The sequence below is a fragment of the Gloeotrichia echinulata CP02 genome (genome assembly GCA_038087035.1).
GTDB classification, from domain to species: Bacteria; Cyanobacteriota; Cyanobacteriia; order Cyanobacteriales; family Nostocaceae; genus Gloeotrichia; species Gloeotrichia echinulata.
On sequence record CP051187.1, the window covers coordinates 4,897,431 to 4,910,872 of the forward strand.

Sequence of the window (13,442 nt, forward strand, 5' to 3'; positions counted from 1 at the left end):
AAAGATTGTGGGTGCCGTGCCCCTACTATGCCCCAATACCCTTGGTGTGAACACAGATGGTAGGGAACGTCGATTTGATGACTGTATATACCAAAAGATTGTGGGTGCCGTGCCCCTACTATGCCCCAATACCCTTGGTGTGAACACAGATGGTAGGGAACGTCGATTTGATAATTGTATATACCAAAAGATTGTGGATGCCGTGCCCCATGCCCCAATACCCTTGGTGTGAAGACAGATGGTAGGGAACGTCGATTTGATAATTGTATATACCAAAAGATTGTGGATGCCGTGCCCCATGCCCCAATACCCTTGGTGTGAAGACAGATGGTAGGGAACGTCGATTTGATAATTGTATATACCAAAAGATTGTGGATGCCGTGCCCCATGCCCCAATACCCTTGGTGTGAACACAGATGGTAGGGAACGTCGATTTGATAATTGTATATACCAAAAGATTGTGGGTGCCGTGCCCCATGCCCCAATACCCTTGGTGTGAACACAGATGGTAGGGGCACTGCGTCGATTTGATAATTGTATATACCAAAAGATTGTGGATGCCGTGCCCCATGCCCCAATACGCTTGGTGTGAACACAGATGGTAGGGGCACGGCGTCAATTTGATAATTGTATATACCAAAAGATTGTGGATGCCGTGCCCCTACGACATATTGCATTCCAGTCTAACATCCCTGTATTATCCTATGCCCCATACTTCGGCTTCGCTCAGTACAAGTGCCCCATGCCCCATGCCCGCAGACTGCAGTCACCGTAATAACCCGGAGGAAATTCAGCCTGAAATATGAAGTTTTTGTAAAGCTCGCCTAATTTTTGCGTAATTCTTGGAAAGCAAGGTGATAAGTAATTAGGACATCGCAAGACCAGTTGACTTATCTACCAAGTTTTTAGGAGCGTAAAGTGTCATGAGTAATCAAACAGCACAGCAGTTACAAGACGATACTCAAAACCAATCGAGCCTAAGCCTGAATAACACTGAAGTTGCTGAGGCGATTGGAAATGAAGATGAATCAGAAGACAATTGTATTGACGCTGCTCAAGCTGAATTGAATTATACTGTTGGCAGCCAAGAAGCTCAGAATTTTCCAGCTTCAGTTGTGCCTCCTAATATGGAGCTACAGAATTTTTGCTGGTGGGATGACAAGGAAAAAAAGTACAAATGTATTTGAGATTTCTGTTTATATCATCTCAACTTAAACGCAAGTTGCCAATTTCGATGTAGTCTATCTAAATTTTGATCTGAATGAATTATATGGGTAGGGACACAACATTTTGTGTCCCTAATCTAATTTGGATGTATACTCAACTCTGTTATCAATGGCTACAAGTAGGTCGGAGCAAATAAACATTACAGGCTTTAGTCGTCATTGGTAATTGGTCATTTGTAAGGATTTCAGACATATTTACGTTTCGTAATATAGTTTTGTTTATTCCCTAGGTGCGGGGGTTAACCATTGTTCAGCTATTCGTATTTTTTAGTGAGGTGCAGTATCTGTTATGAGTAATTTTTGGGTCTGGTTTAAAAGTCTAGGAATTGCAATATGTTGTCCAATAGCTTTTTGTGCAAACTCAGCTATTGCCCAAATTACCCAGGATGGGACTCTACCCACTAATTCTCAAGTGACACCACAGGGAAATATTATCAATATTGAAGGTGGAACCCAAGTAGGAAGCAATCTGTTCCACAGTTTTAAGGAATTTTCTGTCCCTGCTGGTAGTACGGCTTATTTTAAAAATACAGAAAATATTCAGAATATCATCAGTCGAGTAACGGGTAAGTCTATTTCTGATATTCAAGGGATTCTCAAAGCAGATGGAACAGCCAACCTGTTTCTGATTAATCCCAACGGAATTGTTTTTGGTCCCAATGCTTCTTTACAAATTGGCGGTTCATTTCTAGCGACTACGGCGAGTAGTCTGAACTTTGCTGATGGTACAAAGTTTAGTGCCACAGATCCCCAAACCAGACCCTTGCTAACTGTAAGTGTTCCCATTGGCTTACAATTTGGAGCAACTGCGGCTACCATCATCAATCAATCTCAAGCAAAAAGTCCAGATGGAGTAACCAATAGTTTGGGATCTCCCGTTGGTCTACAAGTGCAGCCTGACAAAACATTGGCACTGGTAGGCGGTGATATCATGTTAGAGGGCGGAAACTTAACAGTAGCATCGGGACGAATTGAGTTAGGAAGTGTTGCTGCTAATAGTTTGGTTACTCTCAATCCAAATAACCAAGGTTGGGTTTTGAGATATGAAAAAGTCCAGGATTTCCAGAATATTCGATTCATCCAGCGGGGAAGTGATGATGGTTCTCAAGTTCCATCTCAGGTAGAAGCTAGTAACAAAGATAGTAATGTAGGCAATATCCAGGTGCGAGGTAACACCGTTGAGCTAACCGGCGATAATGTTATATTAAGCACTCAAACTACTGGTGCAAAAGATGGCGGAGACTTAACGATTAATACCAGCAAATTAATTCTTCGGGATGGCGCTACAATATCTACTAATACCAGGGGCAGGGGTAATGGAGGAAAGTTGACCGTGAATGCCACCGATTTTGTTGAAATAATTGGTAGTTATTTCAACAAAGATAATACTGTTTCACCTAGTGTATTGTCGAGTACAAGTTTTGTTGCCGGAAATGGGGGTGAAATAAATATCAACACTGGGAGGTTGCGTCTCCAAGATGGGGGAAGAATAGCAACAGATTCGACTGGAATTTTTTCTAATAATTCAGAATTCATAGCAGGTATAGGAGCAGGAGGAAATTTGACTGTGAATGCCTCTAAGTCAGTAGAACTCATTGGAACTTCAATATATACTCCCAATGTTACCAGTGGCTTGTTCGCTAGGACTTATACTTCCGGAGATGCAGGAAAAGTGACAATTACCACAGGAGAATTGATCGTCCGGGATAAGAGTACAATATCTGTCAGATCTGCCAGGAGTGTATTTTTCAAGAATGTACCCACTCTAGGGAAAGCAGGCGCTCTCAATATAACCGCTGGCTCCATCCTCCTAGATAACCAAGGAACACTCACATCTAATAGTGATTTAGGTCAGGGTGGAAATATTAACCTGCAGGTGCAGGAGTTCTTACGGATGCGCGGTAACAGCCAAATCACCACTAATGCCGGCACAGCACAGGCTCCTGGCGATGGCGGTAATATCACGATCAATGCACCTAATGGCTTCATCATCGCCGAGCCTTTAGGAAATAACGATATCACAGCCAACGCTTTCTATGGCTCTGGCGGTAAAATCACAATCAACGCTAATCAAATCTTTGGGTTTGTAGTCCGCACTCGCGCTGACTTGGAGCGGTTGCTGGGAACACAAGACCCAGATAAACTAAAGCCAAGCAACCTCCCAAGCAGTGATATCACGGCGTTTTCTCAGCAAAACCCTTCATTAAATGGCACTATACAAATCAACACACCCGATGTTGACCCCAGTAAAGGATTAGTGGAAATACGCGAAAATGTGGTTGATATTTCCCAGCAAATTCTTCCTATCTGTCGTTCTCTGGGAAAACTCTATATGGGTTCGTTTGTCATCACGGGTCGTGGTGGAATAGCAGCAGGTCCCTCAGAGCCATTGACGGCTGATGCAGTGCTGGCAGATTGGATTACGCTGGAGGGAGAGAATCGTGCTGGTGATATCAACGACAAGGTGGCAATTCAACAGCCGAGCAAAATAGAAAATACATCACCAAAAGATAATTCTGTCAATCCCCCTACTGAAATTGTCGAAGCCCAAGGATGGGTGCTGGATAGCAATGGTAATGTGGTTCTGGTGACTCAAGCAGCCACTGTTACCCCCCATAGCCCAGCCATGAATACGGCATCTTGTCCTGTAGCCTATAATTAGGGATTTGTTATTTGTCATTTGTCATTTGTCATTTGTCATTTGTCATTTGTCATTTGTCATTTGTCATTTGTCATTTGTTATTTGTCATTTGTTATTTGTCATTGGTCATTGGTCATTGGTCATTTGTCATTGGTTATTTGTATTTAACTCCCAACTCCTAACTCCTAACTCCTAACTCCTAACTCCCAACTCCTAACTCCTAACTCCCAACTCCTAACTCCTAACTCCTAACTCCTAACTCCTAACTCCTAACTCCTAACTCCTAACTCCTAACTCCTAACTCCTAACTCCCCAATCCCTGGTCACTGAGCGGAGCCGAAGTGCAATCCCCAATCCCTAATTAACTTCCTGAATTTGCAGGCGAACGGTGTGTTCCACGGCGCCACTAAGTTGTAATTCCATGACTTCACCGCCGAGGGGTTCTAAGCAACTGAGGAGCGATCGCAGGTTTGGTGTACTTGCACCAGTATCAACATACAATCTATCGGCTAAATTACTGATGCGTTTCCATGTCATATATAATTTGCCTATGGTTTGTTCTATCTGAGAAGCTTGATTTACTAAGTCCGCAGCTATGCTCAAACAGCCGATTCTTTGCGCTTCTTCTAAGGCTGTTTCAATATCTATCTCTTGTTCATTTAAAGCTTGGACTTGAGCGGCGCCTTTAAGATATTTTGCCAAATAACGCGCTTCTGAGGTTGCTTGTTTCAGAGTATCAACATCAGGATTGGCGGCTATGTCACGTTGTAAGGATTTTTGGTGCAATTCGGGCAGTTTTTCCATTTCCTTGACTAGAGGGGCGATGTAGCGCGGCGGCAAGGTGTTATCTGCGGCTTTTGCTCTGACGGGTTCCGGTAGCAAGTCAGAAGACATGGCTGTCCATTCGTCGCTGAGTTGACGGACTTCGCGCCGAGTAATGCGATCGCCTTTTTGCGCGGCTTCACTGACCATCTGTTGCACTTCGGGGACGGCTTTGGCGGTTTCGACAAAGGCGCGTTTACTAAAGTTATTGACTGCACCAGGGTCAAGTTTACCGTCTTCTATGAGGGTATCAGCACTGTTGGCTAATTGAATCCAGGCATAAGCTTGACTTTTGCTGATTTCCCGTTCCTTCAGCCATCGCAGAAAACCGGTACCGCGACCATCACCGCCCTTTTTTTCCCTGTCACGGATAGCCCGTAAAATGCGCCCCCGCCAGATTTCGGTTTGCAAATCAAAGCGATCGCATACTTGCCATGCTACATCCAACTGTTGTTGAAACTCCATCTCTGGAATCCCTTCATCTTCCGGATCGGGAAGTTCAAAGGTCAGATCCGCTGGCTGTTGGAGTGCTTCAGCCAGTTCATTCATCGAGTTGGTATATTCCACAATTCGTAGCTGAACTAGAGTGTGCGATCGGCTTATTATGCCATAATCTGTGTGCTTCAGGGATGAGGTGCAATTAAATTTCTCTGGTTACAGCATCTTCCTGTAAATAAACCACATTTGCCGTAGGGGCACAGCACTGCTGTGCCCTGAGAGTGTGGTTCAACTACGTGAAAACTGCTGTAATGTCATTGGGGATGGGGCATAGAGCTTCATTAATCTAGTTCTGAGGGAGATGAATCTAGCTCCGAGGGAGATGAATCTAGCTCCGAGGGAGATGAATCTAGCTCCGAGGGAGATGAATCTAGCTTGGAGGGAGATGAACGGAGTTTTGAGACCGGTTCACTTTCCTCTCGTTCCCAGCCTCCAGGCTCAATACAGTTCAGTTAAGGAAAATTGTCGTAGGGGCACGGCACGAATAAAATTGTCATTAGAACAAAAAATTTTGGATGCCGTGCCCCTACAGTGTATATCATTCGAGCCTAACTGAACTGTATTGCCTCCAGGCTGGGAATGTATTCAAGAGGCTCTGTCTCTTGTCAAGCTACTGGAGGCGGAGCCTTCCAGAATGGGTTAAGAGCCTAGAGGCTCTTAACCAGTCAAAGTTATTCATAGTAGATCACGGTGAGAAAAGAGAATAGCAAAAAATAAATCATCCAATTTGTTACTAAAATCGTAACCGCAATTTACCCTACTAAAAATACGTTATATAATCAGAGCGAAATATAAATAATATCTCTATTGACCTATTGACAATTTCAAAAATGCCTATTCACAGATAGCGCAGGCAGAAAGAACGGTATAAAAATTACTCATTGAGGTGAATAATGGGGAGTGCAAAGTCTCGCTCAATTGTTTGGTGCTGGCTACCGAATTTGACCCGTTACAGTTTAACAGTTTTGCTGAGTGTGGTAATGCTGGCTGAGTCTGTGGGTGCGACACCGAGAAATACACAGTTACAAATAGCGCAGCAGTCAGGGACGCCACAAGATGCAAATCGCGCTGCGGCGCAAAAAGCACAACAAGAAGCCTCTGAATTACAAAAACAGAATGCACCCTTATTAACTCAAATCATTCCTAAATTTGAAGAAGCCCTAAAATATTGGCGTTTAGCAGGCGATCGCCAAAAAGAAGCCACAACACTCAATGAAATTGCTAGACGATACTGGTTTCGAGGTGAATATCCCAAAGCTGTGGAATATGCTCACAAAGCACTACCTATTTGTCAAGCTTTAGGGGATAAAGAATGTGAGGGAGCAGCCACCGGTTTACTTAGCATGAGTTACGAGAAAATGGGAGAATATCAAAAGGCGATTGATCTCTACCTGCAAGTTCCATCACTGTTCCCTGAAACTTCCAATTTGCTACCTAGCATTTTTAGTAGCGTTGGACGTATTTACGGTGAAAAATTAGGCGCAAAACAGAAAGCACTTGATTATTACAACAAAGCTTTGGATTTCTGGAAACAAAAAGGTGATGTCGTCCAACAAGCTAATATACTTACATCTATTGGTGGTTTTTACTTATTTGCGTTAGGTGAAATCAACAAAAGCATTGAAATTCTCAAGCAAGCTAATACTCTCGATCCAGAATTTAAGAGAGATATACCATACAATTTGTTATACGGGTCGTTAGCCAGCTCAAGTTGTACAGATCAATTAGCATCATTAAAAAAGCCTCCCGATATTGAGCAACCAAAGGATTCGTCGAATCAATCCGCAACCCCTAATTCTGACGCAGTTACCAACAATAATATCGAAGAATGGAACCAACTAGTTCAAGAATCGCGCAAGGAAGAGATTCTTCAAGGTGAGGTAAGTTTTCTAGAATTTATTGCTGGTTTGGGATACGAACCAATCGGGGAATATCCAAAAGCTTTTGAAGTTTATCAACAAACGCTAAAACTAAGGCAAATAATGGGTGAAAAACCCGCAGAAGCAAATACCCTTACCTCTATTGCTAATATTCTAAACAAGCAAGGTAAAAAACAAGAAGCAATTAATTTTCTGAATCAAGCGTTAGACATTCAACGTCAAATTAAAGATCGTTCACCAGAAGCAGATACTTTGAATACTCTCGGCGATGTTTACTTGTCTTTAGGTGCAAATTCTCAGGGTTTAAGTGCTTATAATCAAGCATTATCTCTATCGAAAATTCTTGGTAATCGCTCGACACAAATTAGTACTCTTACCAATATAGGTAGGTTTTATAGGGACTTACAAGATTACCCACAAGCTCTAAATTATTATCAGCAAGCCTTGTCTATATCCCGAACAACGGGAAAGTGTAATCATGAAGTTGGCTCACTAATTGGTATTAGTAATAGCCACTTGAATTTGGGAGATTATCAACAAGCAATTAAAGTTGGCAATCAGGCTCTAGATCTATCTCGTAATTTAGAGATTAATGAGTATAAATTAATCAACGAAGCACATGTACTTTCTATCTTCGCTAAAGTTGAGATTAAACAAGGAAATTATTCCCAGTCTCTAGAATACGCTCAAAAAGCCAGAAACCTAGCACTAAAATCCGGCTATAGGAACATAGCAGCTTATTATATCACGAGAACTGCTGAAGCTTACGCATCTCTCAAACAACCAGAAAAAGCCATACAAGCCTATCAAGAACAACTTGCTATTTATGGTGAAATGGGCTTATTTCCTGAACAAGCCCAAAGTCTTTACAATATTGCCAAATTGCAACGCCAAAACAACCAACTCCCAGCAGCCCTCACTGAAATAGATAAAGCAATAAAAATCATCGAGAACATCCGCCAAGAAGTTGCTAGTCAAGACTTACGAACCTCCTTTTTTGCCACCAAACAAGATTATTATCAACTGAAAATCGACATTTTGATGGAACTGCACAAACAAGACCCATCAAAAGGATACGACGCCGAAGCCCTTCACACTAGTGAGCGTTCCCGCGCTAGGGGTTTAATAGAACTGTTAACCGAAGCCCGTGCAGATATTCGTAAAGGCGTTGACCCAAAATTGTTAGCAGAAGAACGCCGCTTACAGTGGAAACTCGATGCGCTAGCAAAACGACTTCAAGAATTACCCAGTAATCAAGAAAACCAAAGACCCGCCTTAAAAAAAGAAATTGAAACTCTGCTCAATCAACAAAAAGAACTACAAACAAAAATCCGCACCAGTAGCCCTAAATATGCTGCATTGCAATATCCCGAACCTTTAAAATTACCCCAAATTCAACAGCAATTAGATAAAGATACCCTGTTATTGCAATATTCTCTAGGAGAGGAACGCAGTTATCTTTGGGCTATCACTCCCAATTCTGTTGATAGTTATGAACTCCCTGGACGGGAAAAAATCAAAGCACCTGCAGGAAAATTCTCAGAACTATTGAAAAAATGTCAATACATCAACTGTCAGGGGTTATCCGCAGACCAAAAAGCCAAAGATTTTGCAGAAATTACCCAAGCAGCAACGGAACTCAGCAAACTTATTTTGACACCGGTTGCAGAGAAATTAGGCAAAAAGCGCTTGGTGATTGTCGCCGATGGACCATTGCAAGAAATACCCTTTGCAGCATTATCAGAACCACAGCCAGGGAAATCTAATTATCAGCCCCTCCTAGTCAACCACGAAATTGTCCATCTCCCCTCCGTGACCGCCATAGCCACCCACCGCAAAGATTTGCACAACCGCCCACCAGCGCCCAAAACCCTAGCCGTCCTCGCTGACCCTGTATTTGCGACTGACGACGAACGACTTACAGGTAAACCCCCATCCCTAGGGCCTGAACTCAACCTCGAACGCTCCAGCCTTCAACGTTCTGCAAAAAATCTTAACCGTACAGGATGGAACCGGCTACCGGGTACCCGCACAGAAGCCCAACAAATCTTAAAACTAGTCTCACCCGACCAAAGTCTGCAAGCCCTAGATTTTGACGCCAATTACAATTTCGTCACTAATCAAAAACTCAAACAGTATCGATTCATACTCTTTGCCACCCACGGCTTTGCAGACCCCATCAACCCAGAATCATCAGGAATTGTCCTCGCTCAATTCAACAAACAAGGCAAACCCCAGACACCAGGAACCCTGCGCCTCGGTGACATTTTTAACTTAGACTGGGATGCCGATTTAGTTGTCCTGAGTGCCTGCGAAACTGGTGTCGGTAAAGATGTCCAAGGTGAAGGGTTAGTGGGCTTGACAAGAGGATTTATGTATGCAGGGGCAAAAAGTCTTGTCGTCACCTTGTGGCAAGTCAACGATCTAGCCACTTCAGAATTAACGCCTCAATTCTACACCACAATGTTGCAGCAAAAAACATCACCTGCGGTTGCCCTGCGTCAAGCGCAGCTCAACCTCTGGCGACAAGACACATGGCGAAACCCCTATTATTGGGCTGCTTTCACCTTGCAAGGCGAGTGGCGATGAGCAGGGGGGGCTGGGGCATGGGGCATGGGGCATTGGGCATGGGGCATTGGGGACTGGGGACTGGGGACTAGGGACTAGGGATTAGGGACTAGGGACTAGGGACTGGGGACTAGTACTCTGTCAAGATAAAAATGATGGACTGTAGTGCGGGCATCTTGCCCGCGTGAGCGAGACGCTCACACTACCAAAAATCCCTCAAAACAAAATTGACAGACTACTAGGGACTGGGGACTGGGGACTGGAGACACTTCGGCAAGCTCAGTGCATCGCTGGGGAAGATAGGGAGAATAATAACTCCTAACTCATTACTCATTACTCATTACTCATTACTCCCAATCCCCAATCCCCAATCCCCAGTCAGTTCAAATATTTACTTTGAGGAATTAGTAGCAATGAATAGGAAATTTCTCGCTCTTTTTTTGGTTGGAATTCTTAGTGCTATAGCTTTGGGTGGTTGGACATCTGTACAAGTAAAAGCACAGGACAAACCACAGCAAAGCAACACACCCGAATTCATCAATGCTGAACAAGCAGGTGAATTTAAGCTCGAAGGTGATGGTAAACCTTTTATCCCAGATGGTTTGGGACGGGCGGCGAAACCTAACGAAGGCGACTCTAGAGGAATTATTGGAGTTATAGATAACCGCATTCCCATGACTAGCAGCAAATATCCTTGGTCAGCAGTTGGTCGAATCAAAGGAACGACAGCCGATGGCAGTGGTTATTATTGCACAGGCACGTTAATCGACGCTAATCTAGTTTTAACTAATGCTCACTGCGTTATTGACCCCGAAACTGGTAAATTAAGCACCAGAATCCAGTTTCTGCCCAACGTCATCGATAGGAATTACCGAGACGTAGCAGAAGTTAAACGAGTTTTTTACGGTACAGATTTCAGCCAAAGCAGCAATTTGAGTTCTCGTGACTGGGCAATTCTGAAACTTAATCAGCCTCTAGGTCGCAAATACGGCTATTTAGGCTGGAAATCTCTACCTTCTGCCACCCTGATTAGCAATCGCAAAGCTTTCTATTTCGTAGGCTATTCTAAGGATTTCCCTAACGAGAACTATCAAAAATATTTCAGTGCAGGGCCGGGATGGACGGCAAGTTTTGAGGCTGGATGCAGTATTGTTGGAGAAGAGAGTGGTTTTTTATTACATGATTGTGCCACTGCTGGCGGTTCTTCGGGTGGTCCGATTGTGGCTGTGATTGACGGCGACCCTTACATTGTGGCTCTGAATAATGGTGAAGCCAAAAATCTCCGCACTGGACAAGATATCATCAATTTTGCGGTGAAAGTTTCGACTATCGAGCAAGATTTGCGGAGAAATTCGAGATAGTTTCTAGTAGTCTGTCAATTTTGTTTTGAGGGATTTTTGGTAGTGTGAGCGTCTCGCTCACGCGGGCAATTTTGTTTTGAGGGATTTTTGGTAGTGTGAGCGTCTCGCTCACGCGGGCAAGATGCCCGCACTATAGCACTTCCTATTCAGATGAGGTACAAAATTGTATCACGCGATGTAGGGGCACGGCACTGCCGTGCCCTTACCGATGTACCTCACTAGGGCGAGAAACGCTATACAGTCCATCATTTTTATCTTGACAGAGTGCTAGGGTGCAAGGCAATACTGCTCGGTTAACGAATGTAGAGACGTTACATGTAACGTCAAGACAAGGGTTTCACGCTTTGCGATTTTCAAAACCTACGCAGTATTGGGGTGCAAGGGATGGAAAGATGGGAAGATTGGGAGAAGTATTGGGTTTAGAACCTCAAGCTTCCCACTAATCCAGTCCCCAAAAAATGCTGATCACCCTCGCTATAGTCGCTATACTAGCTTTTTACGTCGCCTTTAACCTTGGTGCTAACGATGTTGCTAACGCAATGGGTACCTCTGTCGGTTCCAAAGCTGTCACCCTAACGCAAGCGCTAATCATTGCTGGGGTGTTAGAGTTTGCTGGGGCAGTATTATTTGGGCATCAGGTAACCGAAACCCTAGCCACAAAAATTGCTAATCCCGCTTTATTCGCGGCTACACCACAGACGTTTGTATTGGGGATGGTGACAGTGTTATTGGGGTCTGGGGTGTGGCTGATGATTGCCACTACCAGGGGTTTGCCTGTATCCTCTTCTCATGCAGTTGTGGGTGCGATCGCCGGATTTAGTTGGGTCGCTTTGGGAGTCGGTGCAATTGATTGGTCATCAATTGGCAAAATTACAATCGGCTGGATTTTAACACCGTTAATTAGTGGTGCGATCGCCGCTTTGTTTTACACTCAAATCAAACACTGGATTTTAGAGCAACCAAATCAAATAGCCCAGTTACAAGAATGGATTCCCTGGTTGAGTGCGCTGCTGTTGGGGGTATTTGGCATCATTGTCCTACCTTCTGTGACTCAACCGCTAACCAATTTTTTAATTGATCAATTTGGGTTAAACATACCCGCTTATGACATCCCCCTATTAACAGGTGCTGTAACCACATTTGCACTAACCCTTTACATTTGGCGACAGTTGCGAGCTTGGAGAGATAAGGGGTACGAGGAAAAAATTTCTGACTCCCCAATTCCCAACCCCATTGAGCTTGTATTTGCACGCTTTCAACTGCTCAGTGCTTGCTTTGTCGCCTTTGCTCATGGTTCTAATGATGTGGGAAATGCGATCGCTCCATTAGCGGCGATCGTTTATATCAATCAAACTGGTAGCGTACCCACAAATGGTTTAAATATCCCCCTTTGGATTTTAATCCTTGGTGGTATCGGCATTGTTAGTGGTTTAGCTATCTGGGGTAAAAAAGTTATCGCCACAATTGGCAAAAATATCATTACTTTACAACCTAGCAGTGGTTTCTGCGCCGAACTCGCCACCGGTACCACCATCCTACTCGCCTCCCGGCTAGGTTTACCCGTGTCCACTTCCCACGCCCTAGTTGGCGGTGTTGTGGGGATTGGACTGGTGCAAAATATAAATTCCATTAAATTCGCAACTTTACAAAACATCGCCGCTGCTTGGCTAATTACAGTTCCCGCCAGTGCAGTTTTAAGTGCTGCTATTTTTAGTATTGTTCGGATTTTCTTCCTTTGAAAGCTCCATCAACGGAGATAAAAGCTCCATCAACGGAGATAAAAGCTCCGTCAACGGAGATAAAAGCTCCGTCAACGGAGATAAAAGCTCCGTCAACGGAGATAAAAGCTCCGTCAACGGAGATAAAAGCTCCGTCAACGGAGATAAAAGCTCCGTCAACGGAGATAAAAGCTCCGTCAACGGAGATAAAAGCTCCATCAACGGAGATAAAAGCTCCATCAACGGAGATAAAAGCTCCATCAACGGAGATAAAAGCTCCATCAACGGAGATAAAAGCTCCGTCAACGGAGATAAAAGCTCCGTCAACGGAGATAAAAGCTGCGTTGATCAAGTTGTAGGGGTTTAGCAATGCTAAACCCCTACGGGGCTGTGACTATTAGGAGTACTTTCTGAGTATTTCCAGCACTTTTTGGTAATATTGTGTTCTGCCTTGTTGTTGAAATAGATCAGCAGCTTTGGTTCTTGCGTACTTAACGTGCTAAATTTTTAATTACAGTCGATAACTTTGTTTTAAAATCAAGGCTTACAGGCGCTTATAGCCAAAATTTTAATCATCAGACCTAAAAGGCAGTAAATAATGGCTGTCATCTTATCCCAGCAAGGAGTTCAAGCTTATTTTTCAACATATTTAGCACGCTAAGTACGCAAGAACCCTAGTAGTGCGGGCATCTTGCCCGCGTGAGCGAGACGCTCACACTACCAAAAAT

At 43.9% G+C, this 13,442-nt stretch carries 9 protein-coding genes; 7 read left to right on the forward strand and 2 right to left on the reverse strand.

The features are described from left to right. Positions 1-923 precede the first annotated feature (923 nt). From HEQ19_21515 to HEQ19_21525, 3 genes are all read left to right on the forward strand, one after another. Positions 924-1,187 carry a hypothetical protein gene (locus tag HEQ19_21515; GenBank protein ID WYM01696.1) on the forward strand — a complete coding sequence of 88 codons (264 nt, stop codon included), beginning with the start codon at positions 924-926 and terminating at the stop codon, positions 1,185-1,187. Between the two features lie 328 nt (positions 1,188-1,515). Then, positions 1,516-3,888 (forward strand): filamentous hemagglutinin N-terminal domain-containing protein, encoded by a 2,373-nt coding sequence (locus tag HEQ19_21520; protein WYM01697.1) that lies wholly within the window; start codon positions 1,516-1,518, stop codon positions 3,886-3,888. Between the two features lie 11 nt (positions 3,889-3,899). Further along, entirely contained in the window at positions 3,900-4,049 is a 150-nt protein-coding gene (locus tag HEQ19_21525; protein ID WYM01698.2) for a hypothetical protein, read from the forward strand. A 175-nt stretch (positions 4,050-4,224) separates the two neighbouring features. On the opposite strand, the gene HEQ19_21530 is transcribed toward HEQ19_21525, so the two are convergent. Beyond that, positions 4,225-5,256, reverse strand: coding sequence for a hypothetical protein (locus tag HEQ19_21530; GenBank protein ID WYM01699.1), 1,032 nt, complete (start codon positions 5,254-5,256; stop codon positions 4,225-4,227). An 824-nt stretch (positions 5,257-6,080) separates the two neighbouring features. On the opposite strand from HEQ19_21530, the gene HEQ19_21535 reads away from it, so the two are divergent. The 4 genes from HEQ19_21535 to HEQ19_21550 all read left to right on the forward strand — a co-directional run bounded on the left by HEQ19_21535 (position 6,081) and on the right by HEQ19_21550 (position 12,735). Beyond that, positions 6,081-9,656, forward strand: coding sequence for a CHAT domain-containing protein (locus HEQ19_21535; GenBank protein WYM01700.1), 3,576 nt, complete (start codon positions 6,081-6,083; stop codon positions 9,654-9,656). 163 nt (positions 9,657-9,819) lie between these two features. Then, a complete protein-coding gene (locus tag HEQ19_21540; protein WYM01701.1) occupies positions 9,820-9,957 on the forward strand; it encodes a hypothetical protein in 138 nt (45 codons plus the stop codon). Between the two features lie 91 nt (positions 9,958-10,048). Continuing rightward, positions 10,049-10,996: a trypsin-like serine protease gene (locus HEQ19_21545; GenBank protein WYM01702.1), complete on the forward strand. Its 948-nt coding sequence runs from the start codon at positions 10,049-10,051 to the stop codon at positions 10,994-10,996. A 458-nt stretch (positions 10,997-11,454) separates the two neighbouring features. Continuing rightward, positions 11,455-12,735: an inorganic phosphate transporter gene (locus HEQ19_21550; protein ID WYM01703.1), complete on the forward strand. Its 1,281-nt coding sequence runs from the start codon at positions 11,455-11,457 to the stop codon at positions 12,733-12,735. Here HEQ19_21550 and HEQ19_21555 read toward each other — a convergent pair. Continuing rightward, positions 12,707-13,084 carry a hypothetical protein gene (locus HEQ19_21555; GenBank protein WYM01704.1) on the reverse strand — a complete coding sequence of 126 codons (378 nt, stop codon included), beginning with the start codon at positions 13,082-13,084 and terminating at the stop codon, positions 12,707-12,709. The two genes, HEQ19_21550 and HEQ19_21555, sit on opposite strands and share 29 nt — an antisense overlap. Between the last annotated feature and the right edge of the window lie 358 nt (positions 13,085-13,442).